This is a genomic window from Leuconostoc citreum, assembly GCF_007954785.1.
GTDB lineage: Bacteria > Bacillota > Bacilli > Lactobacillales > Lactobacillaceae > Leuconostoc > Leuconostoc citreum.
This window is the reverse complement of record NZ_CP042410.1, coordinates 1,058,673-1,073,841: the sequence shown is the minus strand read 5'-3', so window position 1 is coordinate 1,073,841 and position 15,169 is coordinate 1,058,673. Positions and strand designations below refer to the sequence as shown.

Below are 15,169 nucleotides of genomic sequence, written 5' to 3'. Positions count from 1 at the left end.
GTATTTTGTTTACACCGTTTAAAAAATATGATTAAATGATAAGATAAATTATTAGGAGAATCAGTCACATGGAAAATAAGTGGTTACGAGCAGCATTGCCAGCGCTACTCATTCACGGCAGTATTGGAACAGTGTATGCTTGGAGTGTTTTTAAACAAGCAATTGCTGATAGCATTGGGCAATCGGTACCAAGCGTTGAATGGGCATTTTCGATAGCTATTTTGTTTTTAGGTTTATCAGCTGCAGTTTTGGGACCTTTTGTTGAGCGGGATATTAAAAAATCAGCTATGTTATCTACTGCTTTCTTTGTTGTGGGTATGGTTGGTACAGGCATCAGTATTCAGCAGAAATCGCTGGTGGGTATTTATATTTTTTATGGGGTAATCATGGGCATTGGTCTTGGTATCGGTTATCTGACACCGGTCAAAAATTTGATGTTATGGTTTAAAGACAATAAAGGCCTAGGGACTGGATTAGCGGTTGCTGGATTTGGTTTGTCAAAAATGATTTTTTCACCAATTATGATGTCACTGCAAAAAAGTGCTGGTCTGTGGCAAATGTTTGTGATTTTGAGTGTCATTTTTGCGTTGATGATGTTAAGTGGGGCGTTATTGATTAGAAAACCAGCTAATTGGCATGAAAAACCTTTGAAAAATCGTTTTAGCCCAATGATTTTGATTAAAAACACGAATTTTATTGGTATTTGGTTGATGTTTTATTTAAATATTACTGCTGGGCTAGCCATTATTTCACAAGAAAAAGATATTTTGTCAGGTCTTCATAATGATTCTGGTTCAGCCGTCTTCTCAGTAGCCGCTATTGCTACGATTGTTAGTATTGATGCGTTTTTTAACGCCGCAGGTCGTATTGGCTTTGCTACTTTTTCAGATAGATTGCGTGACCGCAACACGATTTATCGTATTATTTTTGCCATGTCATTAATGATGTCATTGGCCGCATTTTTCTTACCAGATGCTAGTCGCCTCATGCCTATTGTACTAGTTATGACTTTCTTTTTAATTAATGCTGGTTATGGTGGCGGTTTCTCAGCTTTACCACCATTGCTCGCGGATCGCTTTGGTATGCAAGCAATTTCAAAAATTCATGGCGTGGCTTTAACTGCCTGGGCGGCAGCTGGTTTATCAGGTAATCAATTAGCCAGTTTTATTGTACATGGTTTGAAGATGCCCTACCAAAACGTGTTTATTGCAATCGCTGTACTGTACGCTATTGCTTATATCATCGCAACTTGGGTAGTTAAACCCCAGCAAACATTAATTCAATAAAACGTTTACAATCCTAACGTTCGTCTTGATATCATCAAACAGCTCCATTGTTCGCTTTTAGGTGATGAAAAACGGAGTTTGTGAGATAAAACTAATAAAATAACGAACGCAAGGGCACATTTAACTGGTACAATTGAATTGCAAGATAGAACACTAATTAAGCAGAGGAAATCTTAAAATGATAGAACGTTACTCTCGTCAAGCACTTCGTGATATTTGGTCATTACATAATCAATATCAGACTTGGCTTGATGTTGAAATTGCTGTTGATGCTGGTTGGGTTGCCGCAGGGCATATTCCGGCAGCTGACTTAGTCAAAATTCGCAAGCATGCAACATTTGATGTTGATCGTATCGCCGAAATTGAATTATCGACGCGTCATGATGTCGTTGCTTTTACGCGTAACGTTTCTGAATCGTTGGGCGAGGAACGTAAATGGATTCATTATGGCTTAACGTCAACAGATGTTGTTGACACCGCGCAGGCCTTGCGTTTGCGACAGGCCAATGACATTATCAAGAAAGATTTAAAAGCATGGCAGGCAGCCATAAAAGCTTTAGCTTTAAAGTATAAGGACACAGTGATGATGGGACGGACACACGGTGTTCATGCTGAACCAACTACATTTGGTTTGAAGATGGCACGTTTTTACGCGTCAGCATCACGTGCCATTGAACGATTCGACCGTGTATCGGCAGAAGTGGAAACCGGTAAATTATCTGGTGCCGTAGGCACATTTGCCAACGTGCCCCCTTATGTTGAGGCTGTGGCTATGAAAGAACTTGGCTTAACACCACAACCAATTGGATCACAAGTGTTGCCACGTGATTTGCATGCGGATTACATTCAAACTATTGCCTTGATTGGAACACAAATGGAAGAATTAGCAACAGAAATTCGTTCTTTACAACGCTCGGAAATTCATGAAGTTGAAGAAGGCTTTGCCAAAGGCCAAAAAGGGTCTTCCGCTATGCCGCATAAGCGTAATCCAATTGGTGATGAAAATATTACTGGTTTGGCACGTGTGTTGCGCGGCTATGCTGTGACAGCACTTGAAAATGTGACTTTATGGCACGAACGTGATATTTCTCATTCTTCTGCGGAACGCATTATTTTAGCTGATGCAACAGCAATATTAGACTATATATTGGACCGCCAAACAGGTATTTTGAATAATTTGGGTGTTTTCCCTGATACAATGCGTCAAAATATGGATCGTACGTACGGTTTAATTTATTCTCAGCGTTTACTTTTGAGTCTTATTGATGCCGGATTATCACGCGAACAGGCATATGATACTGTGCAACCTTTAACAGCACGTTCTTGGGATGAACGCTTAATGTTCCGTGAGTTGGTTGATGCAGATCCCACAATTACAGACAAGTTGAGCAAGGCACAAATTGATGATGCATTTGATTATCATTATCATTTGCGTCATGTTGATGATATTTTCAAGAGAGTGGGTTTGGCATGAAATCATTAATTAACCATCCAGCGATTAAAACAGTTTTAGCAACCGAAACAGATATTCAAGCCCAGGTGCAACGGGTGGCTAACGAATTAACATTGCAATTTGCTGAGCACGAGCAACGGCCAGTTTTTATTGCTGTGTTAAAGGGTGGGGTGATTTTTGCAACCGACTTACTACGCAAAATGGCATTGGATGTTGATTTTGATTTTATTGATGTAAAAAGTTATACTGGCGCATCATCAACAGGTCAAGTTAAAGTGGTTCATGATGTCAGCATGGACTTAACTGGTCGAGATGTTGTGATTGTTGATGAAATTATCGATTCAGGACGTACGATGCAGTGGTTGCATAACTACTTTGAGCTAAAAGGAGCCGCTAGTGTGACGACTGTGGCTTTAGCTGATAAAAAAGCAGCACGTGTTGTTGACTTTGAAGTTGATTATTTTGGTTTAGATGTGCCTGACGAATTTTTAGTGGGCTACGGTATGGACTATAACAATTTTTTCCGCAATCTACCAGTTATTGCTGTTGTTGACTTTGACAAGGTTGATTTAATTAAATAAACTAACAAAAAGCATCACCTATTTTCAGGTGACGCTTTTTGTTGTGTGATGAAATTTTGTAAAGAGGGTGAGTACAGACGTTGTTTTTCGGCGAGCTCTTGGTTGGATTGCGCACCCAGTAGGGTAAGTAATCGTGGTAAAGCAGATTGCCAACCCTCAATTTGTTGTACTAAAGCACTTTGCCCATCATCCATTAATGTTTTTAACATAAAGCCAGCACTAGAGACTAATGTTGCACCCAACATCAAGCTCGTAATCACATCATTGGCTGATTGAATACCACCAGTTGCAATAATAGGGTATTGATTTTGCATGATTTGAGCAGAAATAAGGCTTTCAACTGTTGATAAACCAAATTGATCAATGTTCAATGTTTCAGCTTGGCGATTCCGACGACGTTCAATTACTGCAAAGTTGGTACCGTTAGCGCCACCGATATTGATTGCAGCTGGATTCAATTGTTGAATTGTTTTTATAGCTGATTGGCTCATACCAAAGCCGACCTCTTTAATGATAACGGGGACAGGCGATTTGGCAATAACGTTAGCCAAGTTATCTAGCCAAAAAAATTCTCGATCGCCTTCGGCCATGACTAATTCTTGGGCAACGTTGACATGCATTTCAATGGCATTGGCATCAATCATATCAACAGCTGCGCGAACATTTTCAATTGGATGGTCGGCACCTAAATTAGCAATTAAAAAGCCATCCGGATGCTGTTTGCGAGCAACTTTAAAAGTGCTCGCAAGATCGGGTTCTTTGAGTGCAATAGATTGTGAGCCAACCGCCATGGCTAAGTTGGTTGTTCTAGCCACTTCGGCTAGCTGACTATTGATTCGTCCGGTGAGTTCAGAGCCTCCTGTCATAGCCTCGATATAAAAAGGCCAGTCAAAATGATGATTAAACAAATCAACACTTACATCGGTGTCGGATACGGCCATCTCTGGGAACACTACAGGCAACCATCTCACATCTTCGTAACTTGCACCAGGTGTGAGAAAATTTTGCTGACGCCAAAGATTGACGCCGAGTGACAAATGCTCATCTTTGCGATGAGCTTGAGCTGATTCACGCATAGACTAACCTCGCTTTTGTGGTGAAATGATAATAGGTTGTGCAACAATTTGATATCGTTGCCAAACTGACTCTAGTTGTTCAGCATTGTTTTGCAGTACCGCAAAGCCATTATCGCCAAAGCCAGCACCGCTAATTTTACCAGCTATATTGGTCAAGCTTTCGAGTAAATGGGCAAGTTTAGGCGTAATATAGCCTGTGGGTAAGCTGTTTTGCAGTAGCTCTTGATTGCGACGCAAACCTAGTGCTAATTGTGGATAATCTTCTTGAGCAATGGTGTGGATAAGGTTTTGGACTATTTGTTGACTTTCTGTAATAAATTGTTTTGATAAAATAAAATGTTCTAGCGCTGATTTTGTATCAGCCGACTCCAAAGTGGCGCCTAAAAGTAACTGCCACTTTGGCGGCCAAGGCAACTGCGCAATATGCAATTTTGGCCAAATTTTGTTAGCCAATGATGGTCTAAGCCAATTTTCATCATTTTGTCTAAAACTGGATAAATCAGGACTTTGATAGGCAATCACACCACCATACATAATAGCTGCAATATCACCCAGGGACCCGTTTTTTTGAACATGTAGATGGGCAAGACTAGCCAATTTAAAGCGTGTTAAAATTGGTAGTTTCAGATTAAATTGTGCATTAATAGCTTCAACTATGCCCACAACGACAGCTGCAGAAGAGCCAAGACCGATTTTACCAAAGGGACTGTTAAGATTACTAGTGATGTTGACGTTAATATTGCTTAATGGTTTGAATTGATTTGTTGTGGTATAAGCTTGCATAATATTGACGGCTGCTCTGACATAACGCCAGTCGTCAGTGCTAACTATTGCGGTTTCTGTAATGTTGAAATGCCAATCGGTAGTAATTGTATTGGAATGTATGACCGATGTTTGGGCGGCTGATTCTATTTCAACAGATAAACCAGTCTTTGTTGTCGCAATTAATGCGGTATTTCCTGGATGTGTAATTGCATATTCACCGGCTAAAAATAGTTTGCCGGGGATGAGTATTTTAGTCATAAATAATACCTGAACCGCTTGTAGCGGTTTGAACATGAAGTGCCGGTAATTCAGATAACAAAGCCGCTTCGACTAGCTTAGCGGAATCCAAAGTTGTAATTATTTTAACATTAGGGCCTGCATCTAAGGTAGCAAAAGCTAATATGCCTTGATGACGCAAATCAGAGACAATAGATAAAATACGTTGCGTGTCACAAGTAAAGTATGTAAAAGGCTTTTGACGTGCGGTTAAATTCAAAGCATGCATACTGAGGGCATTTTTTTCGGCGATGGCACCAATTTTTTCAATATCACTGTGCTGAATGGCTTGCTTCATATCAACTAATTGTTTAGCACTTTCACGTAACCATTCTTGATAGTCCGGAGAAGTGATGGCGCGCCGCATCCCTTCTGTGGAACCAACTTTTTTGGCGGCATCAGATACTTCAGCAACGACTAATGCGATTGGCATAGCTGGCGCATTCAAACTTTCGGCAAAAGACGACGTATCATCAATACCTTCATGCCAAATGGCAAAATGGCCATAGAATGAACGTGATGCTGACCCAGAGCCACGGCGAGCGAGCCGGGAGAGTGTCGTTAAGGGTAAATTGAAGTTCAGTTCACGTGCTGTGGCTGCGGTTAAGGCCGCAAAAGCGGATGCCGATGAAGCCAGTCCGGCACTTGTGGGGACATGATTATTGGAAGTGACAGTTAAAGGTTCAAAATCACCTAAATATTGGCGCAAATTATTTAAGAAGTTGTGTACACGCGTTGCGTCGGTGGCGTTGCCATTAATAAATAATTGATCAGCCTGACTATTTGGTGTGACTGTTGTCTTCGTATAAAATTGGTCGAGTGTTAATGAAATTGACGACGTTGTTGGTAAATTCAAACGCGTATTTTTTTTGCCCCAATACTTGATTAGGGCTATATTTGTATGGGCTGTTGCAGTTGAAGGCATATTGTTCTTCCTAAAATTAAGCTAACTTAATAATATCATATATTTTAATGGAGAGACACTAACGCAATTTAATTGTGAAACAACCAATCAACGATTACATTTAGAGTATGATATGATGGTATTACAAGCTAAAATTATAAACTAATAAACTAAAAAATAGAGGGCTTCTGACAATGAAAAACAACGAAAAGCCATCATGGTATAGGCGCTGGTTTTCCGGCAATAATCTTTTAAACGGGCTGTTAGTTATTTTGCTTATCTTATTAATTATTTTTTTAAGTTGGCAAATTCGATTTATTTTTGAGCCAGTGCGTGCATTATTTACTGCAGTAGGTGCACCAATATTGATTGCCGGTGTGTTATATTATCTGCTGAGTCCGTTGATCAATTTGATGAGTAGATACACGCGCATGCCACGTCGACTTTCTATTGCGATTATTTTGATTTTACTGTTGGCTATCATTGCTGGTATTTTAGCGGTGGTCGTCATTGTCTTGCGTGACCAAATCATTGCCTTTATTAATAACTGGCCTGACTATTGGCGTACGAGTCAAAATTTCATTAATGAAACTTTCAAATCCGCGCAGTTTAGGCCAGTACGCGAGTTTTTGAATAATACAAATACCAACATCAATCAGAGCATGATCGACTGGAGTCGTAAATATTTGACGAGTGGTGTAGCTGGCATAGGTACGTTTGCTTCTACTTTGACAAGTGTAGGGGTTACCGCCGTCTCAACACCTTTTATTCTTTACTATATGCTGTTAGATGGGCACAAATTTTCAGCTTTTATATCTGAAAAATTTCCTAGAAAAGCACAGCGCTCTATTGGGCAATTATTAACAGATATTAGTAAACAAATTGCGCAGTATATTCGAGGCCAATTGGGTGTGGCTTTCGCTGTAATGGTGATGTTTGGTATCGGGTATACGGTCATTGGTTTACCGTATGGTATTTTGCTAGCACTTATGGCAGGTATCTTTAATATGATACCTTACGTTGGATCTATTTTGGCACAAGTGCCGGTCTTTGCGGTCGCCTTGATTGCTGGTGGACCAAAACTATTAATTTTAGCGATTATTGTATTAGCTATTGAGCAACCTATAGAAGGGCATGTGATTGCGCCAAAAATTCTTGGTGAAGCATTATCAATTCATCCGGTAACTGTGATTGTTGTACTGCTAAGCAGTGGTCACATATTTGGCGTGTTAGGTGTCGTGTTGGCTGTTCCAGCTTATGCTGTGATTAAAGTTATTGTCACGCGTATCTATACTTGGTGGCGTAGTAACTCAGAATTTTTTAAAGAAGAATTGGAAGATGGATTAAAATGACAAATCATATCGTATTATTTGAACCCTTGATGCCAGCTAATACTGGTAATATTGCGCGTACCACAGCAGGGACTGATGCTGTTTTACATCTCATTGAACCGCTTGGTTTTGAATTAGATGATAAGCATGTTAAACGTGCAGGCCTTGATTATTGGGATCATGTGCAGTTGGTCAAGCATGCTAGCTTACCTGATTTTCTAGAGACGTTGACTGAAAAAGATCATTTATATCTGGTATCGAAGTTTGCTAATATGGATTATACACAGCCTGATTATGCTGAATCTCAGGGTGACCATTACTTCTTGTTTGGTAAAGAAACGACTGGTTTACCAGAGGTATTTATGCGACAGAATCCTGAAAAAGCCATTCGTATACCCCAAGATGATACACACATTAGGTCATTGAACTTATCTAACACGGTTGCGATTGTCTTATATGAAGCATTACGTCAACAAAGTTTTCAAAACTTGGAAACAACGCATACGTATGAACAAGATAAGTTGAAGTAGGCGCTTGACAGCTAGATGTTTTCTTGGTATTATATTATAGTTGTCTAACACAGTTAGACTGCACTGACCATGGCTCGTTGGTCAAGTGGCTAAGACGCTGCCCTTTCACGGCGGAATCGAGAGTTCGATTCTCTCACGAGCTATATCAAGTCGCAACTTCGGTTGCGGCTTTTTATATAGCATGAGGTTAAGCAAAACAAAAACGAACATGTGTTTGTTTTTGTTTCATGCTAAAATAAAAGATGATATATTAATTTAATTTTAAAGGATAAAACCATTGGCAACTCGAAAAACACCACAAAAGAGGCGAACAACTACATCGCGCAAAAAAACAAGCACTCGTGTTGTTGTTGGTAAAAATATCACTATTTTACTCGCAACATTACTAGGAATTTTAGGTCTTTTTAAACTTGGCTTATTAGGTGTCTATGTGGCTGATGCCGGTCGTTTTCTATTTGGAAATTTGTATTGGGTGGCCTTACTACCATTAACCGTATCTTTAGGTTATTATTTTATCTTTAAAAAATGGATCAAAGTGGCACATCATTTTGTTATCGGTTTGGTTATGGCTTTCGTAGCACTTTTGACTTTATCATCACTATTATTTTTCACGTACGACATAAAAAATAGTAATGGTTTTGCTAGTGAAATTCTGCGGTTGATTGCACAAGATGTCGCCAACAAATCAGCTAACACGCCCGTAGGAGGTGGTGTAGTTGGCGCACTACTCTATCAAGTATCATTTACGCTACTCTCTAACATAGGGACTTGGATTATTTCATTGATACTTTTTTTTGGTGGGGTAGTGATTTTCTTCAGGATTCCAGCACGTGATTTAACCCAAAAAGGCTTCGAAAAAGCTCAAGAAGGGGTTGCCTATGTTCAGTCTCAACGTGAAAATAGACCAGAAAAACGACAGTCTTTATTTAGAAAAAAGCCCAAGAAAGATATTACAGATTATGGTGAAGACCCATTAGGTCTTCACCATAAAAAGCAAGCAGAAATTGTGCAATCGGAAATGCCCGCGGTACATCAAGAGCCTGCACAACCTTTTGTTGAGCCGGAAATCAAGTGGCAAGGACCAGTGACTGATGATGTAAATAATGAATCGGACGCACCTAAAAAAGCACCAACAGCCGAAACAACAAACAGCCTTGACAAAACAGCACGCGATGATGATATCGTGATGACGACAGATCAACCAGAAATCGACAATCCAGATTATCAATTACCATCATCCGATTTATTGACACAAGTATCGCCAACTGACCAAACCAACGAGTTTCAGAGTTTAACTGAAAAATCACGTTTGGTACATGATACACTGTCGAGTTTTGGCGTGGAGGCAGAAGTCACGAGTGTGTCTTTGGGGCCGACAGTTACACAATATGAATTGAAGCCAGGACAAGGTGTAAAAGTCAACCGTATTGCTAATTTAGCTGATGATCTCGCGCTCGCACTTGCGGCGAAATCGATTCGTATTGAAGCACCAATTCCTGGTAAACCATATGTTGGTGTCGAAGTTCCAAATGATACGCAAGCAGTTGTTGGTTTTAGAGATATGATAGAACATGCACCGAAGGATGATAAGCATTTGCTTAGTGTGCCATTAGGGCGCGATGTTACTGGCAATATCATTACAGCTAATCTAGCCGATATGCCGCATTTGCTGATTGCTGGCTCAACTGGTTCGGGAAAATCTGTTGGTTTGAATGGCATTATTGTGTCGCTTTTGTTGAAAGCAAAACCGAGTGAATTAAAATTGATGATGGTTGATCCTAAAGTTGTTGAATTATCAATTTATAATGGTATTCCGCATTTATTAACACCGGTGGTATCCGATCCCCGTAAAGCTGCTAAGTCCTTGCAAAAAGTCGTTGACGAAATGGAAAATCGCTATAAGCTTTTGGCACAATTTGGCAAAAGAAATATTGGTGAGTATAACGCAGCTGTTGCCAAACAGAACGATGAAGCAGCCACTACTGGGGCAGCCATCATGCAAAAAATGCCCTACATTGTTGCTATAGTTGATGAATTTGCTGATTTAATGAGTACAGTAGGATCAGAAATCGAAGTGTCTATTGCACGTTTAGGCGCCAAAGCACGTGCCGCAGGCATTCACATGATTTTAGCCACACAGCGGCCGGATGTTAAAGTAATTAATGGCACAATCAAAAGTAATATTCCAGGACGTATCGCATTCCGAACCGCGTCAGGTACTGATTCTCGGACAATTTTAGACACTAACGGTGCTGAAAAGTTACTTGGTAAAGGGGATATGATTTTTGCCCCACCTGGCAAGCCGAGCCAAAGAATACAAGGTGCTTTTATTAGTAATACAGATGTTACGAATGTTGTTGACTTTGTTAAATCTCAACAGACTGTTCAATATTCTGAAGCGATGACCGTTACCGACGAAGATATTGCACAAGAATCGACTGATGGTACAAATCAAGGAAACAGTGAAGACGAGCTATTCCAAGAAGCGCTACAATTTGTGATTGAACAGCAGAAAGCTTCAACATCTTTGTTGCAGCGTCGTTTTAGGATTGGTTATAATCGCGCAGCACGTTTAATTGATGACTTAGAATCTGGCGGTTATATTGGTCCGTCAGATGGCTCGCGTCCAAGACGTGTGAATATCAGTGATGGTAGTTCTGGGACAGAACATCAGCAAGATATTAATTAATAAAAAGCCTAACGATAAAAGTTAGGCTTTTTTATATTAACTATTTTGATTGTGCTTAAATAATGGTTGTACTTGTTGCGCAAATGAACCAGTCGGGTCGTTTACAAATGGTAAATAGCTATTCCAGTATTCGTCTGATAATAGTGCTGGTTGCGCAATGTTATCCGGAATGTAATTGCGAGGAATGGCACCGTCCTCAGTCAAAGGACCATCATATGTTTTAGAAAAATCATTTAACTTTTTTTCAATCACTAGAGCTTGCGGTCCAAACCAATTATAAGGTTCCCGATGAATGAGTCTGTCATCAGTGTCGAAAATACTGTCGTGCTGCGCAACATGAAAAGGGTGAACCAATGCAACTAGTGTTGCCTGTGATTGATCATCAATGTATACAATACAACCAGCCATCTCAGATGGTAAATTTAGTTGTGCATGTTTATGAGTTGCCAGTAAAAATTGACCACTAGGCGCATGAGGGAGAATCGTTTGTTGCCCGATAAGAATTGTTAGGAGGTTTTGTGGGGAAATACTTAATGTTTGCATAATTAGTCCTGAATGTTGATAAATGAAAATGTATTGAAATCAAATAGCCCTTGATCAGTTATTTTTAGGCTAGGGATGACGGGTAAAGCCATGAAAGACAAAGTTAAGAACGGATCAAAATTAAGATGACTTATCTTTGAAAAAGCAGCTTGCAGGGTGTTGTTTTCTTGAATAACAGTTGTATACGATTGTTCAGACATCAAACCACCAATTGCTAAGGGCAATGTGGTTATTTGTCCGTTGTTGACAACAACTTCACCACCACCAATTTCACGTAATTTGTTTGCTGCCAAAAGCATATCTTCATCATTTGTACCAGCGATAATAATGTTATGCGAATCATGGGCTATTGTCGAAGCAATAGCGCCATCTGTCATTTGGAATCCCTTAATGATACCAACACCATGACCGAGATTATGATAACGTTCAGCAACCACGATTTTAGCATAAGTTTTATCGGCGACAAACAAGCCTTCTTGGCTTGGTACATCTTCAACTAAATGGGTAGTTGTAATATGGTGTGGCATAATTTCGATAACATGGGCAGGCTTTTTATCGTTGATTGGCAGCTTGAGGTCATCTACAGTGAGTGTGAAATTGAGCGATTGATTGGCTAGCGGTAAGACTGTGGTTTCCGGTTCAACATACCATTGGCCACTAATCATCACTTTTTTGATATTGAAATCGTCTAATGAATCAATAATAACAAGATCAGCAACATAACCATCTGTGAGTGCCCCAACGTTGTCTAGCCGATGAGCAGTAGCGGCGTTATAACTTGCAATTGTAAAAGCCATAGCCGGGCTCATGCCAGATCGGATGGCGAGTTTTACATTAAAATCAATGGCACCTTCATGTTGAATATCATTAGCGGTTTTGTCATCTGTTGCGAAGGAAAAGTGCGCTTGGTTTGCTACGCTAATTGCCGGTAAAATGGCGGATTCATCGCGTTCTACCGTTCCTTCACGAACAAATACTGAAAAGCCAGCATTTAAGCGATCGCGTGCTTGTTGCGCATTTTCGCTTTCATGGTCAGTATCAATGCCATACTTACGATAAATGGCTAGTTGTTCTCGTGAAAGTCCGGAAGCATGTCCGTCAACATGTTTCCCAGCTGCTTGTGCATCGCTGATTTTTTGGTGCATATCTTCATCTTCATTGAAAACTGCCGGAAAATCCATGACTTCTGCAAGACCATTTACTTCTGGAACACTGTAAAAAGGCTTTAATGCATCCGCATGAAGTGTTGCGCCAGCGTGTTCAAAAGGTGTTGCTGGCACAGATGAAGGTAACATATAATGGATATGGAGTTGTGATTGTCTAGCTTCTTCAAGCATATATTGTATACCTGATACGCCAGCAACACTAGCTATTTCATGTGGATCAGCAATGACGCGTGTAATACCATGTGGCACAACTAATTTGCTGAATTCACTTGGGGCCAGCAAAGAACTTTCGATGTGCATATGGGCATCAATTAACCCGGGAACAATATACTGTCCTTGCGCATCAAACGTATGCTGAGCTTGTAAATCTGAACGACGACCGCGATAGACAATTTTATCATGATCAATCCATAGTTCGCTGGTTTCAAAAGTTAAATTAAATACATCTAAAATTTTAGCATTAATAATATGCCATGATACTGTTTTTGCCACAATAAATCCCTCTTTCAGTTTCTAACAGTTTACCATAAATTGCGTGCCGAATACGCTGTTATCTACTTATTTTAGAGGTATACCAATTATTTGATTTCGTTGACAAAACCTTTTTATTGCTTTAGAATAGTGGGTGTTAGTTTGATATTTAATCTTAACCAATTTGAAAAAGAGGAATTTATTTATGTGTGGAATTGTTGGATATACTGGTATCAATCAAGTTTTGCCTAGCCTATTAAAGGGATTAGAAAAGCTTGAATATCGCGGTTATGATTCAGCTGGTGTTTATGTTAGTAACGGTGCAGCGGGGGACTTTTTAATTCGTGAAAAAGGCCGCGTGTCAAAATTAGAAGCTGCAACAAAAGGTAAAGGTATTGCTGGGACAGCAGGTATTGCACATACGCGCTGGGCGACACACGGTGGTGTATCAGTTGAAAATGCGCATCCTCACATGTCAGAAGATGGCCGTTTTTATCTGGTACACAATGGTGTTATTGAAAATTATGATGAATTACGTGACACTTATTTGCAAGGGGTGACACTGCATTCAGAAACAGATACCGAAATCGCGGTACAATTGATTGATAAGTTTTCAAAGGAAGACCAATTGTCAACGTTGGATGCTTTCCGTAAGATGATTGCTTTGTTGGATGACAATTCAGCTTATGGCTTTTTGTTAATGGATCGTGAAACACCCAACTTAATGTATGCTGCTAAGAAAAAGTCACCATTGCTAATTGGGGTATCCGACTCAGGTAATGTTGTGACTTCAGATGCAGCAGCAATGTTGGATGTGACACAAAATTTCATCGAATTGATGGACGGTGAAGTTGCTATTATTGATAAAGCCAAAGTAACTTTATTTGATGCAGCCGGCCAAGAGATTACGCGCGAAGCTTTCCATATTGATATCGATGCTTCAGAAACAGATAAGGGTGTTTACCCATATTACATGTTGAAAGAGGTTGATGAACAAGCCATTGTCGCCAGAACATTATCACAACATTATTTTGATGATGATAATCAGATTCAAAACATTGATCCGGCCATTATTGAAGCAATACAGTCAGCTGATCGATTATATATCGTTGCAGCAGGCACATCTTATCATGCTGGTTTGGTGGGCAAGCGTTACTTTGAGCAATGGACTGGTAAGCCAACTGAGGTTCATATCTCATCAGAATTTGCTTATGATCAGCCATTGTTGAGCGACAAGCCTTTCTTTATTTTCTTAAGTCAATCTGGAGAAACAGCAGATTCCCGTGAAGTATTAGATAATGTCATTAAGCAAGGCTTTGGTTCATTGACTATCGCTAATGTGATGAATTCAACTTTGACGCGTGAAGCTGATTTCGCCCTACCATTGCTTGCTGGACCAGAAATCGCTGTGGCATCAACAAAAGCATATACGGCTCAAATTATTGTGGAAGCTATTTTGGCACATGCCGCTGGAAATAGCACCTTAGATTTGAAGCATGAGTTGGCAAAGGTTGCTGTTGAAATGCAAGTCATTATCGATCAAAAAGAGGCCTTTAAGACGATTGCGGAATCAGCATTGCGTGACCGTCGTTCTGCTTTCTATATTGGCCGTGGCTTAGATGCAGCTGTTGCCGTTGAAGCGGCATTAAAGCTAAAAGAAATATCATATGTTCAAACAGAAGGTTTTGCCGCCGGAGAATTAAAGCATGGCACCATCTCATTAATTGAAGAAGGAACACCCGTCTTTGCTTTATTGACACAGACAAAAACAGCTGGCCTTGTGCGTGGTGAAATTGCGCAAGTGACCGCTCGCGGTGCCAATGCTGTCATTATTTCAAGTAAAGCGCTGGCTAAAGCTGGTGATGCTTATGTTTTGCCAGAAGTTAATGAACTATTAATGCCATTGTTAACGGTTATTCCAGCACAGCTCATTGCTTATTACGCAACGCTTGATCGTGGTTTAGATGTTGATCGACCAAGAAACCTCGCAAAATCTGTTACGGTTCAGTAATTTTTTAATGCACGTGATAAGAAAATTCTTATCACGTTTTTTTTGTAGGTTGGCAAGACATCTGGTAAAATTAAGTAGATACCATTG

12 protein-coding genes and 1 tRNA gene are annotated in these 15,169 nt (G+C 40.0%); 8 read left to right on the top strand and 5 right to left on the bottom strand.

What is annotated here, in order from left to right; all coding sequences use genetic code 11:
- Positions 1-68: 68 nt before the first annotated feature.
- The 3 genes from FGL72_RS05305 (at position 69) to hpt (ending at position 3,320) form a co-directional block, all read left to right on the top strand.
- Entirely contained in the window at positions 69-1,286 is a 1,218-nt protein-coding gene (locus tag FGL72_RS05305) for an OFA family MFS transporter (RefSeq protein WP_085698911.1), read from the top strand.
- Between the two features lie 178 nt (positions 1,287-1,464).
- A complete protein-coding gene (gene purB, locus FGL72_RS05300) occupies positions 1,465-2,760 on the top strand; it encodes an adenylosuccinate lyase (RefSeq protein WP_004908177.1) in 1,296 nt (431 codons plus the stop codon).
- Positions 2,757-3,320 (top strand): hypoxanthine phosphoribosyltransferase, encoded by a 564-nt coding sequence (gene hpt / locus FGL72_RS05295; protein ID WP_085698913.1) that lies wholly within the window; start codon positions 2,757-2,759, stop codon positions 3,318-3,320. Before purB ends, hpt begins: the two co-directional genes overlap by 4 nt.
- Positions 3,321-3,334: 14 nt before the next feature.
- Here hpt and fni read toward each other — a convergent pair whose 3' ends face one another.
- Genes fni through mvaD form a run of 3 tightly spaced genes read right to left on the bottom strand, consistent with a single transcriptional unit; the run spans position 3,335 to position 6,362 of the window.
- The gene (gene fni, locus FGL72_RS05290; protein ID WP_040190060.1) at positions 3,335-4,396 is read right to left on the bottom strand and encodes a type 2 isopentenyl-diphosphate Delta-isomerase; all 1,062 of its coding nucleotides are present in this window, start codon (positions 4,394-4,396) and stop codon (positions 3,335-3,337) included.
- Positions 4,397-4,399: 3 nt separating this feature from the next.
- Positions 4,400-5,419, bottom strand: a complete 1,020-nt coding sequence (locus FGL72_RS05285) for a phosphomevalonate kinase (protein ID WP_004904148.1) — start codon at positions 5,417-5,419, stop codon at positions 4,400-4,402.
- Complete coding sequence (mvaD, locus tag FGL72_RS05280) at positions 5,412-6,362, bottom strand: diphosphomevalonate decarboxylase (RefSeq protein WP_085698915.1); 951 nt, start codon at positions 6,360-6,362, stop codon at positions 5,412-5,414. Before mvaD ends, FGL72_RS05285 begins: the two co-directional genes overlap by 8 nt.
- Positions 6,363-6,535: 173 nt before the next feature.
- On the opposite strand from mvaD, the gene FGL72_RS05275 reads away from it, so the two are divergent.
- The 4 genes from FGL72_RS05275 (at position 6,536) to FGL72_RS05260 (ending at position 10,891) form a co-directional block, all read left to right on the top strand.
- On the top strand, positions 6,536-7,693 hold the full coding sequence (locus FGL72_RS05275; protein WP_004904145.1) for an AI-2E family transporter: 1,158 nt from the start codon (positions 6,536-6,538) through the stop codon (positions 7,691-7,693).
- A complete protein-coding gene (locus FGL72_RS05270; protein WP_004903484.1) occupies positions 7,690-8,202 on the top strand; it encodes a tRNA (cytidine(34)-2'-O)-methyltransferase in 513 nt (170 codons plus the stop codon). The genes FGL72_RS05275 and FGL72_RS05270 overlap by 4 nt, the downstream gene beginning before the upstream one ends.
- A gap of 71 nt (positions 8,203-8,273) precedes the next feature.
- Positions 8,274-8,345, top strand: a tRNA-Glu gene (locus tag FGL72_RS05265).
- A gap of 134 nt (positions 8,346-8,479) precedes the next feature.
- Positions 8,480-10,891, top strand: a complete 2,412-nt coding sequence (locus tag FGL72_RS05260) for an FtsK/SpoIIIE family DNA translocase (protein ID WP_048801372.1) — start codon at positions 8,480-8,482, stop codon at positions 10,889-10,891.
- Positions 10,892-10,927: 36 nt separating this feature from the next.
- On the opposite strand, the gene FGL72_RS05255 is transcribed toward FGL72_RS05260, so the two are convergent.
- Together FGL72_RS05255 and ade are read right to left on the bottom strand one after the other, a co-directional pair.
- Positions 10,928-11,434: a hypothetical protein gene (locus FGL72_RS05255; protein ID WP_004903480.1), complete on the bottom strand. Its 507-nt coding sequence runs from the start codon at positions 11,432-11,434 to the stop codon at positions 10,928-10,930.
- A 2-nt stretch (positions 11,435-11,436) separates the two neighbouring features.
- Positions 11,437-13,092, bottom strand: coding sequence for an adenine deaminase (gene ade, locus FGL72_RS05250; protein ID WP_004903478.1), 1,656 nt, complete (start codon positions 13,090-13,092; stop codon positions 11,437-11,439).
- 184 nt (positions 13,093-13,276) lie between these two features.
- Between ade and glmS the strand changes: the two genes are divergently transcribed.
- The gene (glmS, locus tag FGL72_RS05245; RefSeq protein ID WP_040190069.1) at positions 13,277-15,082 is read left to right on the top strand and encodes a glutamine--fructose-6-phosphate transaminase (isomerizing); all 1,806 of its coding nucleotides are present in this window, start codon (positions 13,277-13,279) and stop codon (positions 15,080-15,082) included.
- Positions 15,083-15,169: the final 87 nt, after the last annotated feature.

Coding starts and splice junctions, on each gene's coding strand:
- FGL72_RS05305 (WP_085698911.1), top strand. CDS start 69: ATGGAAAATAAGTGGTTACGAGCAGCATTGCCAGCGCTACTCATTCAC.
- purB (WP_004908177.1), top strand. CDS start 1,465: ATGATAGAACGTTACTCTCGTCAAGCACTTCGTGATATTTGGTCATTA.
- hpt (WP_085698913.1), top strand. CDS start 2,757: ATGAAATCATTAATTAACCATCCAGCGATTAAAACAGTTTTAGCAACC.
- fni (WP_040190060.1), bottom strand. CDS start 4,396: ATGCGTGAATCAGCTCAAGCTCATCGCAAAGATGAGCATTTGTCACTC.
- FGL72_RS05285 (WP_004904148.1), bottom strand. CDS start 5,419: ATGACTAAAATACTCATCCCCGGCAAACTATTTTTAGCCGGTGAATAT.
- mvaD (WP_085698915.1), bottom strand. CDS start 6,362: ATGCCTTCAACTGCAACAGCCCATACAAATATAGCCCTAATCAAGTAT.
- FGL72_RS05275 (WP_004904145.1), top strand. CDS start 6,536: ATGAAAAACAACGAAAAGCCATCATGGTATAGGCGCTGGTTTTCCGGC.
- FGL72_RS05270 (WP_004903484.1), top strand. CDS start 7,690: ATGACAAATCATATCGTATTATTTGAACCCTTGATGCCAGCTAATACT.
- FGL72_RS05255 (WP_004903480.1), bottom strand. CDS start 11,434: ATGCAAACATTAAGTATTTCCCCACAAAACCTCCTAACAATTCTTATC.
- glmS (WP_040190069.1), top strand. CDS start 13,277: ATGTGTGGAATTGTTGGATATACTGGTATCAATCAAGTTTTGCCTAGC.